The organism is Candidatus Vicinibacter affinis (assembly GCA_016714365.1).
GTDB lineage: Bacteria > Bacteroidota > Bacteroidia > Chitinophagales > Saprospiraceae > Vicinibacter > Vicinibacter affinis.
Genome location: JADJNH010000005.1, coordinates 1,665,452 through 1,688,287 on the forward strand (window position 1 = coordinate 1,665,452; position 22,836 = coordinate 1,688,287).

Sequence of the window (22,836 nt, forward strand, 5' to 3'; positions counted from 1 at the left end):
CTATAATAATCTTATGTCTTTTCCCATTTTATGGGATTTTAGCCAGGATTATTCCAGGATGATCATTCGTTTAGTAGCAGTTTGGTTATCTGCATCCAATTGATAATAGAACATACCTGTACCATTTAATTCTCCTCTGTTAATTTTAACAGTATTCATACCTTTCTGAGCATTCAGATTGAATATGCGGTGAACTTTTCCGGTAACATCATAAACGGTTAGAGTGGCTTTAGAAGCATTTGGCAAGCGGAAGTTAATTTCTGTAAATTGGTCAAACGGGTTTGGCGCATTTTGATACAACTCAAACACACCGGCTGCATTTTGACCATTTTTACTTCTTAACTCAAGTTTCATTTCTTTTGCTTCTAATTTTTCATTATAAGCTTCAGCAAGCGTAACGTCACTTGTGATGTCAATTGCTCCGTTGATGGAACCATTTTTAAGTGCTTTGAAAACCAAAGTAAAGAGTACTTCTTCTTTTCCAAAGCTGATTGCTTTATCAGCATTCCAACTGGTTGTCAACAAGCCCTTCTCAGTGAATGTTGTTCCAAAATTTGCATCATTGACGTTGAGTACTCCGGATTCAAAACCTTCATAGGTCATCAATTTTGCATCAAAGTTGAGTGTAAACTGATAGCCACTGATGTTTTTGAAATCTGAAGATCTTACTTGTAATTTATAATTTTCTCCAGCAGTAAGATTTGCTTCATCAATTACAAAGCTTAATTCACCAGCAGTTCTACTTTGAACTTTTCCATTTGCATTTGCAGCGGCAGAGTTGTTTACATCTCCCATTTTAATGGCAAGGAAATTCATGTAGTCTGTAGACTTGGTAAGCGACATTGTTTTCTCAGTTACATACTGCCAAGGATTTCTTGGATCTTCAAACTTAATTCCATCAGGAATTACAAGCCAGCTTGGAGATTTACTGAATTGAGTAGTTACACCAAGAATCAGTTTTCTGATCTCGGACATATCTGAAGCCGTAACACTGTTTGTTTTGTTTACGTCAGCTGCAATCACCTTGAACGGAGAACTCAATTCTTCAATTCCAAGAATGTGTTTTTGAATTTTTACCACGTCAGCTGTTGTTACACCATTTAACGGATTATCGTTTCTGGTAGATTTCAACAAGTAGTTTTGTGGGAAATCCAAATCTCTAAAGGCGTAGAATCCATCCTTTTGAGTAAGTTTGGAATTAGCCAATTGTCCGTTATGGTATAGATCTACGGTCACTTCTGCCGTATTGTCTCCATTCTCAGTTTTTAAGTTACCGCTGATGGTTCCAAGATTAGAGGAGTTAGGACAAATGTTTTGATTGTCCTGAACTATCACAATAGTGGAGCAGTAGTCTCTGTTTCCTTCTTCATCTTCCACCCACATTTGGACAGGAACACGAAGTTCGTCGTTTACTTTGTTGTTCACAAAATCGCTGCAACATACTCTTATAAAAGTTTTGTTACGATCGCCATCAAAGTAGAATTTTAATTTACTCTTAGACGTACAGTTGTCATAACTGTTGAAATCCAAATCCTTTGCCCAAATGTCTACACATCCGGATGAAGGCATTGGCACAGTAATGATTCCGGTTAAGCAATATGGTGTTGGTGCTTTACAGTCTTTGATTTCAAAGAGTGTTTCACACTGACCAACATTTCCACAACCATCTTCTACATACCAGGTGATTTTGTGAATACCGAGTGGGTAAACTCCACTGGCATCAAATGGATTTGAGTTATCGTCTGCATAAGGATTGTTTCTTACTGCAGGTTTTTCTCCACCCGCATATTGTCTTCTGGTAAGAGATCCTACTGTGAAGTCAATAGTTCCATTGTTGAATGCGTCAATTTTATATTCATAATTCAACCAATCTACCGGAGTACAAGAATCCGAAGCAGTTGCGGTAAGACTGATGTGTCCAACACAAACACCCAATTGTGCGCTTATAACTGCTGGTTCGCAAGCACCTACATTGCAGGTAACAACCGGTTTCTTTTTGTCGAATACTTTGATCACTTGTGTGAATTCCCATCTTCCTTCAGTTGCACTGATGTTTGGATCATATTGACACCAATCGATTACCACCCATCTTCTAAGGATTTTAAAACATGCATCCGGTTCGATAGTAAATACTTCATCGAAATTCTGGATAGCAATCAAAGCACAATTATCATCAGCACCATTTAAGATTCTTGGTTTTCCTATAATTTCAGGATCAGTGTCTGCACCACAACCTTCTACGGTTGTACCCAAACCTTGGCAATCAGGCCATGCTATATCATCCAAAGTACTGCAATAGTCTCTTCTGTCAATATAGAATGGATCACAATCTACCACCCAGATAGTTTGAGTAGCAGAAACCAACACTCCACCAGGACCTCTGGCGCTGATGGTTCTTAGGATACGTCCCTGTCCGCACTCACGCAAGTCACTCACTTTGATTTCAGGAGTTACGCTGCATGAAGAAAGAACATACCCGTCAAATCCCCAAACCAATTCATACTTGTTGTCCGGATGAGCCGGAGAGAACAAAGTGTTGTAAAAGTCACAAGCTTTGTTGGAAGCAGGCTGTAAATGAGCTGGTAATCCGGAAATAAATCCAGGATATCCGGTAATCAAGTTTTGTGCACAGAATTGCTCACAAACTATATCAGTAGTCTTTACTTTAGCTCTCCAGGCAACATCACTTACTACTTTTCCGAAAGTAGCATCAGTTGCATCTGTAATTTTTGTTACGTCAAACCAGAACATACAGCTTACTACGATATCCGGTGGCGCAACTACTGTTGGAATGCTCTTGTCTTGTACATCCACTTCAACCATGCAATCTGTGTAATGTCCGAGGAGATTTCCTCCCGGATTCATACGTCCAGGACGCACTGGTCCAGCTCCTGGATCTGCATCAAACACTCTGAATACAACCATGATGGTTTTGTTGGCATCTGCACAACAGAATTTTACATGATCATCAAAGTATGTCTGAGAGCCTACAACTGAAGCATCATCATCTCCATTTGCTTTATTGCAAACAGTAGATTCTTTGGTGCTTCCATTATTGGTACCATCCAATTCATCCATGCGGATTACTTTGTAGTACAAATGCTGAGCGCAATTGTCAAATGAACCGTCATCGAATGTTTCCGCAAATATTTTAGCTAAATTTTCTCCAGGAGAAAGATTACCAGTAATGGTAACAACTGTTTTTTGATCACATACAGCTACAGGAGGAGTATTGTCCTGTACATTAATTTTAAGCAGTTTTTCAGTTACATTACCACAACAGTCTTCAGCCACAATATAAGCGTTTTGGATACCAAGAGGAAGATTTACCACGATATAACCTGTATTTTCATTTCCCAATACAGTGCCATTCTCCACTCTTACAGTGTAATGGACTTCATTAGAACAATTGTCTTGTACCCAAGCCGGGGATACTTCCCATCTGCCTTCACATTTCCATGCGTCGGAGCTTACGACAAGACTATCAGGATACAGTACACGTGGTCCTTCATTATCAATAACTTTAATAATTTGATTGTGCTCTCTTATGGAGCCGGTACACCAATCCAACATGGTCCAGGTTCTTAATAATTTATAACATCCCACAGGACCTGCATCGCAGCCTGGTTTTGAAATGTCAATTTTTAAATCCCTGAAAGTAACCGCAATATTGTTACAACCTACTGCAGCAGGCTCGCCTGTTCCATGCCATTGGATTACCTGGTTGGCACCATAGCAACCTATTGCATCAGGATGAGCAGGATAATAAACTGATTTCGGATTCGGGTGACCTGCGTATGGACCGTTTTCGATAACGTTCCAACCAAGCGTCCTCGGTACACGTAATCCGGTTCCAAGCAGGATAGCCTGATCTACCAAATAATCATCCACACAAACCGGATAAGGTTTGATGTGCGCAGAGATGTCTTTGCCTGCATCATATCTGTCAGCGCAAGATAGTGCTGGTAGATTATTTGGCAATGCAAGTCCCGTATAGTCAGGTGGAGTTGGTATTGCTCCCAAATCTCCTAAAAGAACTGTAATTGTTTGTACGCAGGTGCTTTTATTACCAGATGCATCTATGGCAGTCCATGTGCGCGTGATTATTTTATCATAACCAAAAGGACATCCGCCAAGAGAGACGACATCTTTGTAAGTGAGATTATATGCACTGCAATATTCACTTACAATTGGCGTACCTGTGTTAACAGGAAGAATGGATTCTGTACAAGAAATCTCCAAACTTCGTGGACAAGTCATGATCGGTGCAAGTTTATCTTCAACCGTTGCAGATCCCCAGCAACTATTGCCGGTGAAAGGATCCGTAACAGTGATTTTCAATTTTTTACCGATTTGTGCAACACCAATCTGTGGATAATGTGCAAAGGCATCAAGATCTATGATTTGATTGGTGTTCCAATCTCTTGCAACTACAGTATAGTCACCAGGGCAATCTGAATTTGTACCTCCTTCAAGGATCATATCAGGTTTGATGGTAGCCAGACAGTTTTCATCGAGGGAAATCTGGATGTTGTTGTTACAGGCAATAGCACCATTGTTTGCATCAATGCTGATACCAAATTCGCCAATGGCAAATCCAGCGGCATTTACTGCAACATCAATTCTGATGGTAGTCAATAAGCAAGCAGAATTGTTGGTGTAAAAACCATAATAACGGGCACCGGCATTTCCAACTACAGGAACAGGTCCTGAAGAAGAACCATCGTTTGCAGTAGCAGTAATGTTTGCTGGTGCAAAATTGTTTCCTTCCACATAAAGGTAAAATGCTCTGGTATTGGCGGGAAGTGTAAGAGTAATGGTTGTTCCATTAGATACATACACATCTCCGTTATAACCATGACTCCAGGTTGCCCAACCAGCACCAATTCTTCTGTGGTTCAAAGGTCCTGAAAACAACAGACTGCTCGGACAGTCAAAAGCAGGGTTAACAAATGTTTCATCTACTCCCAAGGTCCTTGGGTCTAGAGGAAACGGGAATACTTGCAGACCACCCAAAGTATTGGGAGGAGCTGCGGTTCCTGGGCTGCCATTAAATACGACTCCGCCATAACTCAAACTGGCGATCGCACTTAAAAGCAGGGACAGAAAGCCTGTTCGGGACTTTCTGAGAAAGCTTCGTAAGCGTAGTTCATTCATACAACTAAGATTTGATTTATAAAAATTTAACATCACAAAAAATTTGCTTCGGAATAAAACACTTTCCCCCCAGGTCTTTCCTTGCGGAAAAACTTGTTGAGAAAATGAGTTTTGTGAGTTTGAGTTAAATTGGTTATATGAAGACTGCGAGTACTAAGGGTCCAATTACCCTTATCATTTGGTTATTGCCTTGATCACTAAAAGAAGGTTGGTTAAATACCTTAAATCAGCTCACTTGGTTTGCAACAAAAACAGATGAAGACCCATTGTCGGTAGGACAAGAGTGAATCTAAAATACATCATGGTGTTGATGTACATCGGCTTCTGTTACGATGCAATGTTGATGCTTTTACTCGAAGCCGCCAAAATATTTTTTAAATATTTTAATTCATTATGCCTAAAAGGATTTCATTCAGGATGAAACATATTTTAGTCCCTCATTAAAATGTAATATGAAAAAAATTGATATAAGGGTGAACCACCATGTATGATCTACCCAGATGCAGGTAGAATTCAAAATAACTGTAGGGTGCCACGGAAACGTTATACGATTGCCGATGTACTTTGTCTCGTGTTCAGGAATCTTACTGAAAAAACTGTGCCAAATGATTCGTCAATACAGATTATCAACAGTCATTCCGTTACATATTTTATTTTAATTGTTTAATCAATCATTTATCCATGGTTTATAATTGATTTAAATTTATAATATCATTTTTTGTTTTAATTTTAGGCCCTGCATGAAAAAACAGTTTATCCCTTTCAGGGAATACAAAGAGATATTTTCACTGGCCATACCCATCATCATTGGGAACCTTTCTCAAATGATGCTGAACATCATTGATGCTATGATGGTGGGAAGACTGGGGTATAAGGAACTCGCCGCCTCTTCTCTTGTGAACAACATACTTAGCATACCTTTTGTGGCTTGCATAGGACTTACCACCGTAATTGCTCCAATGGTAGCCGAGTGCCGCGGAAAAAATAAAATCAGAGAAACCGGTATGCTCTTGTTTAATACCAAGCTTGTGGTGGCAGTGGTTACTTTTCTGATCATATTATTGTTGCTCATTTTTAGAAATGTAGTCTATCATCTGAATCAAGATCCTGAAGTAGTGACTTTAGGGATCCCATTTTTTAAATGGATGTGTTGGTCTATTTTTCCCATGATCATTTTTCTAAGTGTAAAACAGTTTTATGATGGATTGGAGCGAACCAGGTTGCCAATGATTTTATCATTTTTATCCATAGGTATTAATGCATTACTGAATTATATCCTTGTATTTGGAAATTTTGGTTTTCCAAGATTGGAGTTGGAGGGTAGTGGTATGGCTACCTTCATTACCAGAGTAATTATCATGTTGGTTTTGATCATTCATTTATTTTTTTCAGGAAGTTTTGCAGGTTATGGTTTGCATTTCAGAAAAATAAATTTTTATTTAATTCAAAAATTTCTCAAATTATCCATCCCTTCCGCCTGGCAGTATGCTTCTGAGGTTGGCGCTTTTGCCGTACTGGCAATTATTGTGGGCTGGTTTGGAGCAATCCAACTTGCAGCACATCATGTTGCAATTTCAATAGCTGCATTTGCATTTATGTTTTCTATGGGATTGTCTACGTCGGCAAGTATTAAAGTAGGCGAAGCATTGGGCAAGGCAGATTTATCACTTGCGCGTCATTATGGCAGGATGATAGTCAATATTGCAATAGTTTATGGGATACTCGTTGCTATGATTTTTATTTTTTTCAGAGGGTTAATTCCATTGGCTTTCAACGAAAATGAAAAGGTTGTTTTTCTTGCCAGTCAATTACTGTTGCTTGCTGCGGCATTCCAAGTATCAGATGCCTTGCAGGCAGTAGGGATAGGGCTCTTAAGAGGATTGCAAGATGTGCGCGTACCGACAGTTTTGACTACAATTTCTTATTGGTTTATAGGGATTCCATCGGGTTATATTTTAGCAACCTATTTTGAATTAAAGGCATTTGGGGTGTGGATTGGATTTGTCATTTGTCTGAGTTTTATGGCTTACTTTCTGATCAGAAGATTTTACCGGATTACGAGATTAAAAGATTCGTGAATTTATTAATTTTCTATCTTATCTTTCTGCCTACTTTTATGAGAAAGTCTAAACATCCACTACTTGGGGCAGAGCTCGTTCAGTCTTTCAATTAACTCATTAGCTCATTTTCAAATTTTCTCATTCCATTTTCAGTGCATCCTGTCTCCTCTCGGTCCAAGTTTTTCAATGATATCCGCTTCATAATCCAGGTATTCTTTCCATCTGTTGCGGACGATGTCATGATCAAAATAATGATTAGCCAGATCCAAAAACATTCTGTAATGCCCAGCCTCAGAGACCATAAATTGGTGATAAAAATTTCTGAGTTCTTCTTCCTCTAATTCAAGTGACAGTAATCGAAATCGCTCACAACTTCTGGCCTCAATCAAAGCACAGGTAAGCAGCAAATCTAAAAGCCTGTCTTTTTTGCTGCCTCCTTTTTTGTGAAATTTTAAAAGATCAGAAACATATTCGTCTTTTCGCTGGAAGCCTAACTTAAGGCCACGTTTTTTTAACTCTGCGACTACTTGTCTGAAATGTCCCCATTCTTCGGTAACAACGGGGGCAACATTGGTGACCAGTTCGTCATATTCCGGATATAATTGTATCAAACTGATGCAGGCGCTGGCAGCTTTTTGTTCGCAGAATGCGTGATCGGAGAGTATGTCTTCAAGTTTCATGCTTGCAAGATTTACCCATCGCGGATCGGTAGGTAGATGCAGACCAAGTTTTGTAATTTCTCTTACTCCATGCATTTGATCAGATTTTGGATAGCGTCCATATGATAGATTTCATAGTCTTCTAAACCGCCTTCCCAGATGAATATAATTCGGTCAGGATTTTTATTTTTGAGTAGTTTAATTTTATCATGTGAGAGTGGACACTGGATTTGGTAGGTAGTGGTGTTATTTTTTTCATCTACTTGTCCACTGGCGCCGGCGTTTGCATTTAAGTAAGTAAAAGTTCCGTCCAGCATAATCATTTTAATCGGATTTCCAGCTTCAAACAAACCATAAGTTTTTTGTGCTTTGGCAGTGTTAATGGTCAATCTAATTTCCAGAAAATATTTTTTGCTGGAGCGGAGCAATCGAATCTCTGATTCTACAAACTCCCGATCTTTAAAATGAGCTTCCAGATTGGCTGGTGTATAACTAAAAAATGGGACGAACTTTGTCGCCAGAATTCCCAATTCTTCCGACAGGGTAATTTCGCAATCAAGTGGCAAACTTTCAAGATAATTATTTGTCGGGAGTGCAGGAGATGTAAGGTCATTTTTAAGATCTGCCTTTGATATTTTTATCCGGTCAAATAAATTGATTTTATCAAGGAGCCTGCTTAAAATTTTATCCTGCTTGTCTAATGGTTGGAAAATGATTTGTCTGGCTTCAGTAAGGAATAGATGATGTCTTTTTAATTTAAATTCAATTAATGAAATTTCTGTGTTTTTATTTTGAATTAAATGTTCAATTTTCTTCCTTTCTTTTTTTTGAGAAAGATATCTTGTGTTTTCAGATTTCAGATACTCTAACTGATCCTCCAGGATGACCAAAGTATCTTTCAGGGTTTGGATTTTCTTTTCTATAAAGTTGATGGACTTGTTTAAGGTGTCAGAATAATTTTCAATCTTGGCAATGGGAATTTGATCAAAAACAGAAATATAACGAGGATACAATTCCTCCGAAGAGCACAACCAGGTAAGAACAAGCAGAATAAATATTTTAATGGCCGGCATAGTTAAGATTGGACAAAAATAAGCCAATAGAAGGTTTTTTCTTACTTTTGGCGGCCTTTTGTTTTTTCGGCAAGTCAATCATAATGAAACACATCTTATATTCAAGCCTTATTGCCTCTGTTATGACATTTTTATCCTGCAAGACTAATGACCCCGGTGCCGGATCCAATGATTTTCCAGACATACCTTTGGCTTATGACTCCGTTGCACAAGACAGCGTAAAAGATGATTATTTTGGAAATGAAGTGCCGGATCCTTACCGCTGGCTGGAAGATGATAATTCTTCAGAAACCAAAGATTGGGTGTCGGCTCAAAATAAACTGACGTTTGATTACCTTGGGCATATTCCTTTCAGGCAGGCTCTAAAGACCAGAATTACAGACCTGATGAATTATGAAAAGCAGGGAGCCCCATTTAAAGAAGCCAATTCTTATTTTTTCTTTAGAAACGATGGTCTGCAAAATCAGGATGTCCTTTTTAGGAAGTCTGCTCCCAATGAAGCCGCAAAACTGGTTTTGGACCCAAATATTTTTAGCAAAGAAGGTACAAGTTCCGTCAGCGGAGTCACCATCTCAAAAGATGGTCGTTTTCTGGCCTTTCAACTATCGGATGCAGGCTCAGATTGGAATAAAATTCTCGTGAAGGATTTGGGTACCGGAAATTTTCTTTCAGATACACTGGAGTGGATAAAATTTTCCAATATAAGTTGGCATAAAGACGGTTTTTATTACAGCCGCTATCCGGAGCCGAAAGGACAATCTGCCTTATCCGGTAAAAATGAAAATCATGCCGTGTATTACCATAAAATTGGCACTTCACAAAAGGAAGATCAACTCATTTATGAGGATAAGGAACATCCTTTACGGAATATTGGCGCATCCATTACCCAGGATGAACAGTATTTAATTTTATCCATTTCTGAGTCTACCAGTGGAAACGCACTTGCTATAAAAGATTTGACCATGGATCAGAAAGACTGGACCTGGCTGGTGAGTGATTTTGTGAGCGACTACAGTGTAATTGGGAATGAAGGAAATAAAATATTTATTCATACGAATGCAGATGCGGCGAATTGGAAAGTTGTTTCCATTGATATGCTGAAATATTCACCTAAAAATTGGCAGGAAGTTTTATTGGAAGGGGGAGATGTGTTGCAACTTGTATATTTATTAAATCACAAGTTGGTTACCGTCTATATGCACAATGCTTCCAGCGAAATCAAGATTTTTGATCTTCAGGGTAATTTGCAAAAAAACATACAACTGCCTGAATTGGGAACTGTAGAAATGTTTAGCGGAAAGCAGGATGATTCAGAAGCATTTTATTCGTTTGTTTCTTACATCAGACCCACGAGTATTTTTCGCCTTGATTTGAATTCCTTCGAAGTTGAAAAATACTTTGAACCGAAACTTAATTTTGATCCTGATCTATACACGACAGAACAAGTGTGGTACAACAGCAAAGACGGAACGAAAATACCCATGTTTTTGACTCATCGAAAAGGACTGCAAAAAGATGGACAAGCTCCAACCCTGTTGTATGGTTACGGAGGATTTGACATCTCTTATCTTCCTACTTTTGCGGAGCGCAGAATTCCGATTCTGGAGTGTGGTGGAATTTTTGCAGTTGCCAACATACGAGGAGGAGGTGAATTTGGTAAAAAATGGCATGAAGCAGGGACCAAGGAGCGAAAGCAAAATGTATTTGTTGATTTTATAGCAGCTGCTGATTATCTGGTTTCAGAAAAATACACTTCCAGAGAAAAATTAGCCATCGAGGGCCGTTCCAATGGGGGGCTACTTGTAGGCGCCTGTATAACCCAAAGACCTGATTTATGTAAAGTGGCCTTTCCCATTGTAGGCGTCCTTGATATGCTTCGTTACCATAAGTTTACCATAGGTTGGGCATGGGCAACAGATTATGGGACCAGCGAAACAGAAGAGGGGTTTAATTATTTAAAAAAATACTCTCCTGTGCACAATTGCAGACCTGCGGAATACCCATCTACCATGATTACGACTGCAGATCATGATGACCGTGTAGTTCCTGCACATTCTTTTAAGTTTGCCTCCGCTTTACAGACAGCGCAACAAGGTAAAAACCCGGTACTCATTCGGGTAGATGTCGCTGCGGGCCATGGAGCCGGCAAACCGACCGGAAAAAAAATCGATGAGATCGCAGATATGCTCAGCTTTATGTTTTACAACATGAAAGTAAATCCGGTCGTACATTTACCCAAGAACTAAAAATTGTTAGATTAGATCCAAATTCTCAAAACTCCTAATGATTTCAAATGTTGATTAAATAATTATACTTTTTTCTCGTTAAAGCACTTTAAAATTTATTGTATGCATATTAATTATATCGAACAAAACAAACAAAGGTTTTTGGATGAGTTACTTGAATTGTTGAAGATTCCTTCTGTCAGTGCAGATTCAAACCATAATGCAGATACTGCCCGTTGTGCGGAGGCTGTGAAGCTGTCTTTATTAGCAGCAGGATGTGATAAAGCAGAAATCTGTCCTACCGGGGGTCACCCAATTGTTTTTGGCGAAAAAATTATTGATCCCAAACTTCCAACTGTCTTAACCTATGGGCATTATGATGTTCAGCCACCTGATCCGCTTGAATTGTGGACTAGTGGACCTTTTGAGCCGGTGGTAAAGGGTGGTAAAATTTATGCAAGGGGGGCGTGCGATGATAAAGGACAGGTTTTTATGCATGTAAAAGCCTTAGAGGCCATGGTTAAAACCAATACGCTTCCATGCAATGTGAAATTTATTATTGAAGGGGAAGAAGAGGTTGGTTCATCGAATCTAGGAGCCTTTCTCGAAGCAAATAAAGAAAAACTTAAGGCAGATATAGTTCTGGTGAGCGATACTTCCATGATCAGCATGGAAAATCCGTCCATAGAAACAGGTCTGAGAGGACTTGCCTACATGGAAGTTGAGGTGGTAGGTCCTAACAGGGATTTGCATTCAGGAGTGTATGGTGGTGCAGTGGCAAATCCAATAACCATACTGGCCAAGATGATTGCCTCCATGCATGACGAAAACAACCATATTACCATTCCGGGTTTTTATGATCAGGTGATGGAAATGACGCCTGCTGAAAGGGAAGAGTTGAATAAAGCTCCTTTTAGTCTGGAAGATTATAAATCGGATCTCAAAGTTGCTGAAGTGTGGGGCGAAAAAGGCTATACCACACTAGAACGTACGGGCATCCGTCCTACATTGGAGTTGAATGGAATTTGGGGTGGCTATATCGGAGAGGGTGCTAAAACTGTTTTACCTTCCAAGGCCAACGCAAAAATTTCCATGCGTCTGGTGCCGAATCAAAAGTCACATGACATTGCACAACTTTTTACCAAATACTTCGAATCAGTAGCTCCTCCTTTCGTAAAAGTAAAGGTGACAGAACACCATGGTGGAGAGCCGGTGGTAACCCCAACTGACAGTGAGGCCTACCGTGCTGCTGCATTGGCAATCGAGCAAAGTTTTGGAAAGAAGCCAATACCTACAAGAGGTGGAGGAAGTATCCCGATTATTGCTTTGTTCGAAAAAGTTTTAGGCTTGAAAACAGTACTGATGGGATTTGGACTGGATTCAGACAATATCCATTCACCAAATGAGCACTATGGTCTTGCTAACTTTTACAAGGGCATCGAAACCATCCCTATGTTTTTCAAAAATTATGCAGCTTTTAAACAATCATAGTATGAAAGGAAGTTCTTTAGGAATATTATTTTTTATCATCGGCAGCTTATCATTCACCAACAGGTCTGCTGCACAAAGCAATTATAAAATGGATTCTTTGAGTTACAGCATTGGTTTGTTATTTGGTAACAGTTTGAAACAACAAGGCATTGAAAAAATTTCTGCACCGGATGTGGTAGAAGCACTGGAGGAATTTATGTCCGGAGCTAAGACTAAAATCAGCATGCAAGAAGCTTCAGAAATTTACAGTCAGGCATTGTCAAAAATGGCAGAAAAAGCGAACAGCGGGGTCAAAGAGGAAGGTGAGAAATTTCTGGCAGAAAATGGTAAAAGAAAAGGTGTAACCACAACCGCAAGTGGCCTTCAATATGAGGTGATCAAAATGGGAGAAGGTCCTAAGCCAAAGGCTACAGATAAAGTGAATACACATTATCACGGAACGCTTATTAATGGAAAAGTATTTGACAGTTCGGTACTACGTAACGAACCCATTTCTTTTCCATTAAACCAGGTGATCAAAGGTTGGACTGAAGGACTACAATTGATGCCTGTGGGATCTAAATTCAAGTTTTTCATTCCCTATTCACTGGCCTACGGAGAAAAGGGAGCAGGTGCGGACATTAAGCCTTTTGCTGCTTTGATATTTGAAGTAGAATTATTGGGGATAGAATAATAAATAAATACCCTTCATGAATGGAAGGGATACCAAAGAACCAAACAGTTTAGGATGAGAATTGACATCATTACAGTTCTGCCTGAATTGCTCAGGAGTCCTTTTGAACATTCTATTTTGAAGCGTGCAAAAGAGAAGGGTCTGCTTGAGGTACATCTGCATGATTTAAGAGCTTTCGGCATAGGAGCCTACAAGCAAGTAGATGATTATGCATTTGGAGGTGGAGCTGGCATGGTGATGATGATAGAGCCATTGGTGCAGTGCATCGAATTATTGAAGTCTCAACGTCCATATGACGAAATTATTTATTTGACACCCGATGGAGAGACCCTCCATCAAAAGATGGCCAATTCCATAAGCTTGAAGGAGAATTTAATTATTATCTGTGGGCATTACAAGGGAATTGATCAACGGGTAAGAGACCATTGGGTCACAAGAGAGATTTCAATCGGAGATTACGTACTCAGTGGCGGTGAATTGGCGGCAGCTGTTCTCGTTGATACGCTTGGAAGATTAATTCCCGGGGTGTTGAATGATGAAACTTCTGCATTGACCGATTCATTTCAGGATGATTTACTCGCACCACCTGTTTACACGCGACCTGCTGAATACATGGGTTATGCGGTACCGGAAATATTGATGAGTGGACATGAAGCAAAAATTCAGGAGTGGCGACATGAACAATCCCTGGAAAGAACACGCATCAGACGACCCGATCTCTTGAAAGATAATGATTTTTAAATGAACTCCTGATACCTATACTTGTTGATGTACAAAGTATGTTTATGAAGTTGAATAGGTCGTCAGGTGTTGTTTTTTCTGCAATTTTATTATCAACGGTCATCTCGTGTACAGTTGGTTCCAAACATTCTACTCCTCCAAGTCCGTCTGTAGAAGCTGTCAAAACACAAGATCAAAGTCTGAGTGATTATTGGTATCAAGGCAAAGCGGAGTTGAGCAGTTATGATTTGCAGCAGGTACGGTATGGCGAAGTAAGAAAAGGTGAGGGAGTATTGATTTTTGTCGCGGAAGATTTTTCGAAATCCAAGCAAGTTAAATTGGATGATCCCTCCAATGCGGGTCAGGATAAATTACCTGTATTGAAGCTAAACTTTTCTAAAAAATTCAATACCGGAATTTACCCCTACTCCATGTTGTTAAGTAGTTTTACGGAAGTTGGATCTGCAGTGAGTCCATATCCGGTTAAATTAAATGTAAGTGTTCAGGAATGGTGTGGTCATGTATTTACCCAGGTCAACAGAAAAGAGGGTCATTACGATGTACAACAGTTTTCATATTTTGAAACAGAAGGCGATCAGCGATTCACCTGCAATCTGGTGTGGTCAGAAGATGCCATTTTTAACCAGATCAGGATCAATCCTTCACAACTTCCGACAGGAGATGTTGACATGTTGCCTGGCTTGTTTTATGTTCGGTTGAAACATAAACCCTACGAAGTTGTAAAGGCAAAGGCTACACTAATGGAGTCCTCATTAACAGAAAAAGTTTATGCTTTGGATTTTGTTTCATTGCAACGCAAACTCAATATTCGATTTTCGTCAGTAGCACCTTATGAAATTTTAGGCTGGGAGGAATCATACCAGGAGGGTTCAGCATCTATGACGACCACGGCAAAACTTAAGAAGAAAATTTTATTGGATTATTGGAATTTTAATCACGAAGCAGATGCCTCTTATCGTAAGGAATTGATGCTTGATTTTTAAAAGATTCCGTCCAATTTGCGGTATCCTTCCAAGAGGGATAATTTATCTTCGTGTAGTTCTTCCGGCTTGATTTTACACATTAGTCTTGCTGCACCTATACCAACTTCTTCGTCGGGAAAACCCTTGTCTCTGACCTCGTGAAGGAATTTCATCAGTCTAAAAGGATTGGCCCATCTGTTGAATCTTTTGACAAAAGCTTTTTCTCCGGAGGTGTTTTTTTGAATCAATTCGAGCTCTTGCAATAATCCCTGATCCATTAGAGATTCTGCAAGTGTGGGCGAAATCTCCTTCAATTTGTCCACTGCCACCATGGAGTCTAAAGTATGGAATTCATGTATTTTATGAAAAAAATTCATAAACAAATGAATGGCTTCCAGGGAATAGCTCAACTGGAAATTTTGGTCGAGATATTGTCCTATTGCCTTACCGGTACCAAATGGTACTCGATCAGATTTTCGAGAGGATGGATATACCAAGGCTTCATTTATTTCACCCAGTTGATCCAACACAGAAAATTTATGAAGAAAGTAAAAATCTTCACCCGCCTGTCTTTTATTCATGCCACCTTGTGCGCAATAGGACTCAGCGGTTACGCCAAAACAGGAACCCAAGGTCTGAATGGCAAATGGATAATTAAAATATTTCTGGGCGTTGATGTAATAGCGGAGATGTAGTTCGTAATCAATGATGGCCTGACGTTGCTTTTCAGGAATATTGACCAGTGGGTGTGCAAATCCAATGCTCACTGCCGGTTTTGCAGCGGGCATTTGATAATAATTAAAAATGCTTTGAAAATAATTTTCATGACAGATACAATCTGCATCAAAATTTAGAATGATTCCTTTGGGTTTTCTAATATGGTGAAATCGCCGAACTGCTTCATCCATTCCTGTTTTTCTGGCCAGTCCCACACCTGCATGTTTAGGAGGAAGCAATTGTATCGGCAGGCAATGGATTGTGAATCCTGGCCGGTTATTTTTTTCTGAATAGAGAAGAAGTTGTGCTCTCTGCTGTTCATGAAAATCTTGAAATTGTGCTCCCTTATTTTCAGGATAGTTTAATACCGGTAATACTTCTACATTAATTCCTAAAGTATTTGCCTGGACTAAAGAGTCCAGCGCAAGCAATAAATTATCTTCATAGAAGGCTGGAATTACCAGTATGACATCCAGTGCCGGGTCCGGGTTCACCTTTAACAAAGCAGGATTTAAAATTTTCTGAGATATATAGGAATTCAAAATGATAGGTTAAATCAGGCTTAATGAAGCTAAATCAAATTGCGAAATTAGCAACAACCAGATCCAACAGGGTATAAATTATCATTAATTTATTTTGTTGTATTAACCGTATTCACATTTTACACTTTTGTGAGTGTGACAGTCGTTCCCCTCTGGTATCCATTCTATAAAGGCTCACTACTTCAAGAAAAATGACATATATTGCAAGTCAATAGTTTAATTTACATTAAATAAATCATTAGATATTCATCACCAAATGAAGATTTTAAAAATTATGTTGTTTTATGAATAGCAGAATGTTAAATTTGGGAATTACATTAATAATTTCCCTGTTGTTTGCTTTTATCTATCGAAAATCCCAGGGCCAGATAACAATGAATTTATTCTTTATCAGTTTTATTCTTTATTTTTTAGGCAATACGCTTTTGGGGTTGGTCATCATTTACATTTATAATCTGATGCGTGGTTTACCTACTTATTGGTTTTCAAAAAGCCACTTTATTATTATAGTATTTTTATTTTTATGTATGCTGATTGGATTTATGGAGAATAAAGCAGCAGTCAAAAATACCGATACGCAATTGGTCCCTAAAAATTTGGAAGAATGAAGGTCAACCTGAGTAGTTTTTAACGGTTGATCTTTGTGAAGTAAATATTAGCAGGCTAAATATTTATTGCGCTAACTTTGCCAGTCATTTCTTGAAATTATGCAAGTTCATTCTGTGTTGATTCCCATTACTGTTTTTACACCAATCGTATTATTGGCAGAATGTCTTGATAGAAATGTCCTCATTGAAACTTGTGAGCATTATCAGAAAAGAAGTTTTAGGAATCGTTTTTTTTTACCTTCCGGCAATGTACTCCAAATGCTGAGCATACCGCTTCGAAAAGGGAAGAATGAATCATTGCCCATTCGACTGGTAGAAATTGCAGATGAATTACCCTGGAGGGAACAACACATCAAGACTTTGCAGAGTATTTATGGAAGGAGCCCTTATTTTATTTTTTATAAAGATGAGCTGTTTGAACTGATTCAAAACGGTCCAAAATCTTTGTATGATTTTGATTTGAAAAGTCTGAAATGGTTGTTTAAAATGCTTAAACTAGACACTACTTTGTCAGAGACGCATTCTTATGAAAAGGAAACAAAGGAAGAGATTTTGGATTTAAGATCTGCGCTAAAACCATCTTTATTCGAAGGAAAATATTTACCTTCCTATTGGGGAAGCGATCCTATACCTGCACAAAGTTCTGCGTTGGATCTGCTTTTCCACATGGGACCCGATTCTTATTCCTATCTTGAAAGTATACGAGGTCTTGATTTATTAACCAAGCTTTAAGATTCCTGATTTCTCTTGCGGCTGCCGATGTCGTAGCTTTGTTCTGATTATATTTAGTCTCAGTTATGAAGTATCAATTTTTCATTTTGCTTTTGTGTTTGGGCTGCAAAGAGATACAAACGGCAAAAATCAAAGATTCCACATCCAGACCGGATCCACATAGTTTTTCCCGACCAGATGAAGCCAGGACTGTTCATTTGGATTTGGACATTGCGTGTGATTTTGAGTTGCAACAAATAATCGGGGTGGCCTCCTACACCATTTCACATCAAAATGCACACAGGATTATTTTTGATAATCTGGGGCTCACCATCAGGAAGGTGGAGATTGAAGATGAACAGGGCAGGAAGCAACAAATTGGATTTACAAGTCCGGATTCAGATACCTTGCTTGGAAGCTCCATTGAAGTCATCATAAGACCCGACACCAGAAAAGTACATCTGCATTATTCGACCAGCAAAGATGCCATGGCTCTTCAATGGCTTGATTCTAACTTTACTTCCTCACACAAGTTTCCATTCCTGTTTACGCAAAGCCAATCCATCTATGCGCGTAGCTGGATTCCGTGTCAGGATGGACCGGGTATCAGATTCAGCTATACTGCAAAGGTCAGAGTTCCCAAAGGAATGATGGCCGTAATGAGTGCAGAAAATGGCCAGAATGTTGACAGCAATGGAATCTATTCCTTTAAAATGGATAAGCCGGTGCCTGCCTATTTGATGGCCCTGGCTGTAGGGGATTTTAAATTTTTACCCTTAGGTAAGCGGACCGGCGTGTATGCAGAAGCAGAAATTATCCATAAAGCTGCCTATGAATTTGAAGATTTGGAGAAAATGGTCGAATCCGCAGAAAAACTGTACGGCCCATATCCCTGGGGCAGATACGACGTCATTGTATTGCCAACTGGATTTCCTTTTGGGGGTATGGAGAATCCTCGGCTTACTTTTTTGACTCCTACCGTCATAGCCGGAGACAGGTCCCTTACCTCTTTACTGGCACATGAGTTGGCGCATTCCTGGTCAGGAAATCTGGTGACAAATGCCACCTGGGAGGATTTTTGGTTGAATGAAGGTTTTACCACTTATTTTGAGAGCCGGATCATGGAATCCATGTATGGGAAGCCCTACGCCGATATGTTGAGTCTGCTTGGTTATCAGGATCTTCAAAAAACCATCCATGAAATGGGAGACACCAGTCATTTTACCCAACTTAAATTGAATCTCAAAGACGTAGATCCGGAAGAAGCTTTGAGTGACATTGCCTATGAGAAAGGCAAGTTGCTTTTGCGATTTTTGGAGGAGCGATTGGGACGTGAGCGATGGGATCCTTTTCTAAAATCTTATTTTGCAGCATTTCAATTTCAATCCAATACCACTGAGGGATTTCTACAGTTTTTTGACCAGGCTTTTCCTGACATTTCATCAGAATTAAGAGACACTGTTCAAAAATGGGTCTACGAGCCCGGTCTAATTTCTTTTAAACCGACCTGGGACAATGGAAATTTCCAGTCTGTTGAAAACAAGCTCCGCATTTTTTTAGAGAACAACGATCCTGCCAGTCTTGGTACCGGTAGTTGGTCCACACATGAGTGGTTGCATTTTATAAGGATGTTGCCGATAGATAAAAGTGAAGGCCGAATAAAAGCCTTGGACGCGGCTTTTAAGTTATCGGCTTCAGGTAATTCAGAGATTGCGCATGCCTGGTTGCTGTACATTGTTCGTTCCGGGATGGGGCCAAAGTATATGAAGGAGATAGAGCGATTTTTAGGTTCTGTAGGGCGAAGAAAATTCCTTACCCCGATCTATGAGGCTCTTGTTGATCAGGGTTTAGGGCAACAAGCCAGGGAAATTTTTCAACGATCCAAGAAAATTTACCATCCTTTGACCATCAGCACCCAGGAAAAGGTCCTGTACCCCAAAATTTAATTTGCTTTTCTGGCGTTAGTTTATCTTTGCACAAATTTTTTAAAATATATTGGTCATGAAGAAAAGTTTTTATTCACTGCTAGCAGTCCTGGTATTCAGTTTTAACCTGAGTGGGCAGGAAGATATGTCTGTTCCACAACGATTTGATTTTGGAAAAATGTGGACTTTTGAGAACCCGCCGAAAGATTGGTTCAAAGAAGCGTATAATTTTACTCCGGATGACAAATGGTATGATGATGTGCGCAAGTCTTCCTTAAGATTTGCCAGCTGGTGTTCTGCATCTTTTGTTTCACCCAACGGCTTGATCATGACCAATCATCATTGTTCCCGAGATGTGGCTCCCCAACTCCAGAAAGAGGGAGAAGACTTTGATAAAAATGGTTTTTATGCTGCAACGCAGGCCGATGAGCGAAAAGCTGAAGGCTTGTTTGTTGAGCAGATGATCATGGCTGCAGACATTTCAGATAAAGTATTGAAAATAATGGAAAAGGCTAAAGATGATGTTGAGCGAAAAATTTTCCAGGACAGCGCCCTTGCGCAAGTAAGCCGGGAGTACCAGCAAATGGATGGCTGGAAAGGATTGAGACTTCAAACGGTAACTTTTTACAGTGGAGGTAAATTCAGTATCTATGGATATAAGAGATATAATGACATCCGGTTGGTGATGATTCCGGAGACGGATCTGGGTTTTTTTGGAGGCGATCCGGACAATTTTACTTTTCCAAGATATACCCTTGATTGTACCTTTTGGAGGGCTTATGATGAGAATGGGAACCCTGTGAATTCAAGTGCCAACTATTTTAAATTCAATGTAGATGGTGTAAAAGAAGGGGAGCCTGTCTTTGTGATTGGCAATCCGGGCACTACCGAACGATACAGAACTACCAAACAATTGGAATACGATAGAGATTACCGTTACAATCTGCAATACGAAATGTTTACCAATCGTATCAAGTTGCTTGAAAAGGAATATGCTGTTACGCCTAGTGTTGAACTAAAAAATGAAATTTTTGGTTTAGCAAACAGCCAAAAAGTTTTCCAGGGGATTTACGGCGGACTTAAAAATCCTGACTTAATGGCCAGGAAGAAAAAAATGGAAGATGAAATCAGGAAGAAAACAAAATTAAAAGGTGAAGATTATTGGGATGAACTGGGCAAGGCTGTAGAAGGATTGAAAAAACATTCTGCTGTAGTAACTCTTGCCGGACCCGGAGGGATGAAAGGCAACATCGTGAATCTACTTTTTGCCCTGGGCAAATATGAAAAGACTTTGGATATGCCAAATAATGCGGCTGCTTTGGATAAAATTAAACAAGGTATTAAGGAATTAGCCAAAGGAATGGATTCAGAAAAAGAAAGGGAATACTTTGCAACCTACCTGATGGAATTGCAGAAGTACGAGCATCCTGAAAATAAATTTGTAGAAAAAATTCTGGATGGTAAAACTCCGGAAGCCAGAGCGGAAAAGATTCTGAAGAAAACCGATTTTACGGATGCAGAAAAAATTGAAAAAATTCTGTCAAAAGATCCCGCAAAGTTTAAAAAGTTTGATGACCCGATTCTTGATGCAGCCAGAATTATTGTTCCTAAATACAATGATGCAGTCACTGCCTTTCAATCCAGTACCCCTCGGAGAAAATCATTGGAAGCTAAAATTGCAAATGCAGTTTTCGGAGTGAAAGGAACTAACCTTCCTCCTGATGCGACTTTTACCTTAAGGCTTTCTGATGGAAAGGTATCCAGTTACAAATACAATGGTACCATAGCGCCCTACAAAACCACCTTTTATGGATTATACGATCGCTATTATTCTTACAATGAGCAAGCACCATATGCCTTGCCATCTAAATGGCAAAATCCACCGGTGGAATTGTTAAAGACACCGATGAATTTTGTTTCTACCAATGACATCATAGGTGGCAATTCAGGATCTCCAATTGTCAACAGAAATAAAGAAGCAGTAGGATTGATATTCGATGGTAACATTGAATCTTTGCCTGGTAGTTTTATTTATGATGAAACATCCAACAGGGCTGTGTGTGTGCATGCAGGAGGGATGGTAGCAGCTTTGAAATATATTTACAGAGCCGAAAGACTCACCAACGAATTATTGGGGAAATAATTTTATACAAAAATTGATATGAAAAAATTCATCGTCTTAAGTTCTGTTTTACTTTTTATCGCCTGTGGTGGAACCAACAACACCATCAAGGGAGTGAGCAACCTTACAACTCGTCCGGATTGCAAAGGCCCTTGTGGTAAAGTCATGCCATGTGAAGGAAAGACCATGACGCTTGAAGTTGAATTGCGGAATAACAATATTCTTCAGGGTGGGGCAGCGTTGTTCGTAAGAGATCCGGACAATTTTGACTACACTGTGAAAATTGAATTTGGAGAAAGTGTTCCACCTGAAGTGTATGCCAATGCTAAGGATGCACAAAATAAAAGGTTGAGGGTAACAGGTGTAATTGAAGGGTATGATGTTTATGTGCACGAATTGTGTACAAGGTCTTATACTTTTAAAGTCAATGATGCCAAAAATTTTAGCTTGCTCAAAGATTAGCATGATATAAATCATAAAAAAAGCCCTGCAAATCTTGCGGGGCTTTTTTTGTTAAGGCTAATGCAGTTCTAAACAGAATTTATCTTTGGGTCAAGTCAAAAATATGGGGAGAAAACAGTTTTTGCGGCTCCGTTATTCACTAAAGTTGTCCTAAATCCCATCCTTTTATCATTGTTCTTTTTTGTCTCTTAAGTAACTACATTTCAACTATCTGTAAACCAAGGTTTTTAGCTTGTCGTTTTAACTTCTTAATTTGATTTTCTTTAAACCCATCCATATATTTTTCGATTGGTATTGGGTTAAATTTAACCCTTTCTTTTACCATTTTATAAAAATAGCCGCAATTTTTCTTGCAGTCGCAACAATTGCTTTTGGCGCCCCATTTTTTGCTTTTATACGATTATAAAACATCGCTAACCAATTTTTGCTACGCTGTATGGCAAACGCCGCCATTCTAAATATTTGACCTGCGTGGTTTTTCTTTTTGGAATCCGGCTACTTAATACTTTCCCTCCTGATATTTTATTATTCGGCGCTAAGTTTAACCATGATGTAAAGTGTTTTACCGTTGGCCATTTACTCATATCTAATCCGACTTCGCTTATAATTTCTATAGCATTTGTTTCCGTAATCCCAAAAATTTCTGCTAAATCCGTCCCCGTTAGTTCGTACAACATTTCCTTTCCGTTAAAATTCAAATTATTTTTA

At 39.3% G+C, this 22,836-nt stretch carries 15 protein-coding genes; 10 read left to right on the top strand and 5 right to left on the bottom strand.

Going from position 1 to position 22,836, the window contains the following annotated elements; translation table 11 throughout:
- Positions 1-48 precede the first annotated feature (48 nt).
- Positions 49-5,157, bottom strand: coding sequence for a T9SS type A sorting domain-containing protein (locus IPJ53_06605; GenBank protein ID MBK7798762.1), 5,109 nt, complete (start codon positions 5,155-5,157; stop codon positions 49-51).
- A gap of 740 nt (positions 5,158-5,897) precedes the next feature.
- Between IPJ53_06605 and IPJ53_06610 the strand changes: the two genes are divergently transcribed.
- A complete protein-coding gene (locus IPJ53_06610) occupies positions 5,898-7,235 on the top strand; it encodes an MATE family efflux transporter (protein MBK7798763.1) in 1,338 nt (445 codons plus the stop codon).
- Between the two features lie 131 nt (positions 7,236-7,366).
- Here IPJ53_06610 and IPJ53_06615 read toward each other — a convergent pair whose 3' ends face one another.
- Positions 7,367-7,972, bottom strand: coding sequence for a tRNA-(ms[2]io[6]A)-hydroxylase (locus IPJ53_06615; protein MBK7798764.1), 606 nt, complete (start codon positions 7,970-7,972; stop codon positions 7,367-7,369).
- On the bottom strand, positions 7,960-8,949 hold the full coding sequence (locus tag IPJ53_06620; GenBank protein MBK7798765.1) for a hypothetical protein: 990 nt from the start codon (positions 8,947-8,949) through the stop codon (positions 7,960-7,962). The genes IPJ53_06615 and IPJ53_06620 overlap by 13 nt, the downstream gene beginning before the upstream one ends.
- Positions 8,950-9,032: 83 nt before the next feature.
- Between IPJ53_06620 and IPJ53_06625 the strand changes: the two genes are divergently transcribed.
- The 5 genes from IPJ53_06625 to IPJ53_06645 all read left to right on the top strand — a co-directional run bounded on the left by IPJ53_06625 (position 9,033) and on the right by IPJ53_06645 (position 15,062).
- On the top strand, positions 9,033-11,195 hold the full coding sequence (locus IPJ53_06625; protein ID MBK7798766.1) for a S9 family peptidase: 2,163 nt from the start codon (positions 9,033-9,035) through the stop codon (positions 11,193-11,195).
- Between the two features lie 102 nt (positions 11,196-11,297).
- The gene (locus IPJ53_06630; GenBank protein ID MBK7798767.1) at positions 11,298-12,665 is read left to right on the top strand and encodes a dipeptidase; all 1,368 of its coding nucleotides are present in this window, start codon (positions 11,298-11,300) and stop codon (positions 12,663-12,665) included.
- An 88-nt stretch (positions 12,666-12,753) separates the two neighbouring features.
- Positions 12,754-13,338, top strand: coding sequence for an FKBP-type peptidyl-prolyl cis-trans isomerase (locus IPJ53_06635; GenBank protein MBK7798768.1), 585 nt, complete (start codon positions 12,754-12,756; stop codon positions 13,336-13,338).
- 54 nt (positions 13,339-13,392) lie between these two features.
- Positions 13,393-14,079 (top strand): tRNA (guanosine(37)-N1)-methyltransferase TrmD, encoded by a 687-nt coding sequence (gene trmD / locus IPJ53_06640; protein MBK7798769.1) that lies wholly within the window; start codon positions 13,393-13,395, stop codon positions 14,077-14,079.
- Positions 14,080-14,123: 44 nt separating this feature from the next.
- Complete coding sequence (locus IPJ53_06645) at positions 14,124-15,062, top strand: hypothetical protein (protein ID MBK7798770.1); 939 nt, start codon at positions 14,124-14,126, stop codon at positions 15,060-15,062.
- Here IPJ53_06645 and IPJ53_06650 read toward each other — a convergent pair.
- Positions 15,059-16,300, bottom strand: a complete 1,242-nt coding sequence (locus tag IPJ53_06650; protein ID MBK7798771.1) for a hypothetical protein — start codon at positions 16,298-16,300, stop codon at positions 15,059-15,061. The two genes, IPJ53_06645 and IPJ53_06650, sit on opposite strands and share 4 nt — an antisense overlap.
- A 707-nt stretch (positions 16,301-17,007) precedes the next feature.
- Here IPJ53_06650 and IPJ53_06655 point away from each other — a divergent pair.
- From IPJ53_06655 to IPJ53_06670, 4 genes are all read left to right on the top strand, one after another.
- The gene (locus IPJ53_06655; GenBank protein ID MBK7798772.1) at positions 17,008-17,640 is read left to right on the top strand and encodes a WbqC family protein; all 633 of its coding nucleotides are present in this window, start codon (positions 17,008-17,010) and stop codon (positions 17,638-17,640) included.
- A gap of 65 nt (positions 17,641-17,705) precedes the next feature.
- On the top strand, positions 17,706-19,565 hold the full coding sequence (locus IPJ53_06660) for a M1 family metallopeptidase (protein ID MBK7798773.1): 1,860 nt from the start codon (positions 17,706-17,708) through the stop codon (positions 19,563-19,565).
- A gap of 55 nt (positions 19,566-19,620) precedes the next feature.
- Complete coding sequence (locus IPJ53_06665; GenBank protein MBK7798774.1) at positions 19,621-21,687, top strand: S46 family peptidase; 2,067 nt, start codon at positions 19,621-19,623, stop codon at positions 21,685-21,687.
- A gap of 18 nt (positions 21,688-21,705) precedes the next feature.
- A complete protein-coding gene (locus tag IPJ53_06670; protein MBK7798775.1) occupies positions 21,706-22,128 on the top strand; it encodes a hypothetical protein in 423 nt (140 codons plus the stop codon).
- 413 nt (positions 22,129-22,541) lie between these two features.
- Here IPJ53_06670 and IPJ53_06675 read toward each other — a convergent pair whose 3' ends face one another.
- Positions 22,542-22,805: an IS110 family transposase gene (locus IPJ53_06675; GenBank protein ID MBK7798776.1), complete on the bottom strand. Its 264-nt coding sequence runs from the start codon at positions 22,803-22,805 to the stop codon at positions 22,542-22,544.
- Positions 22,806-22,836 lie beyond the last annotated feature (31 nt).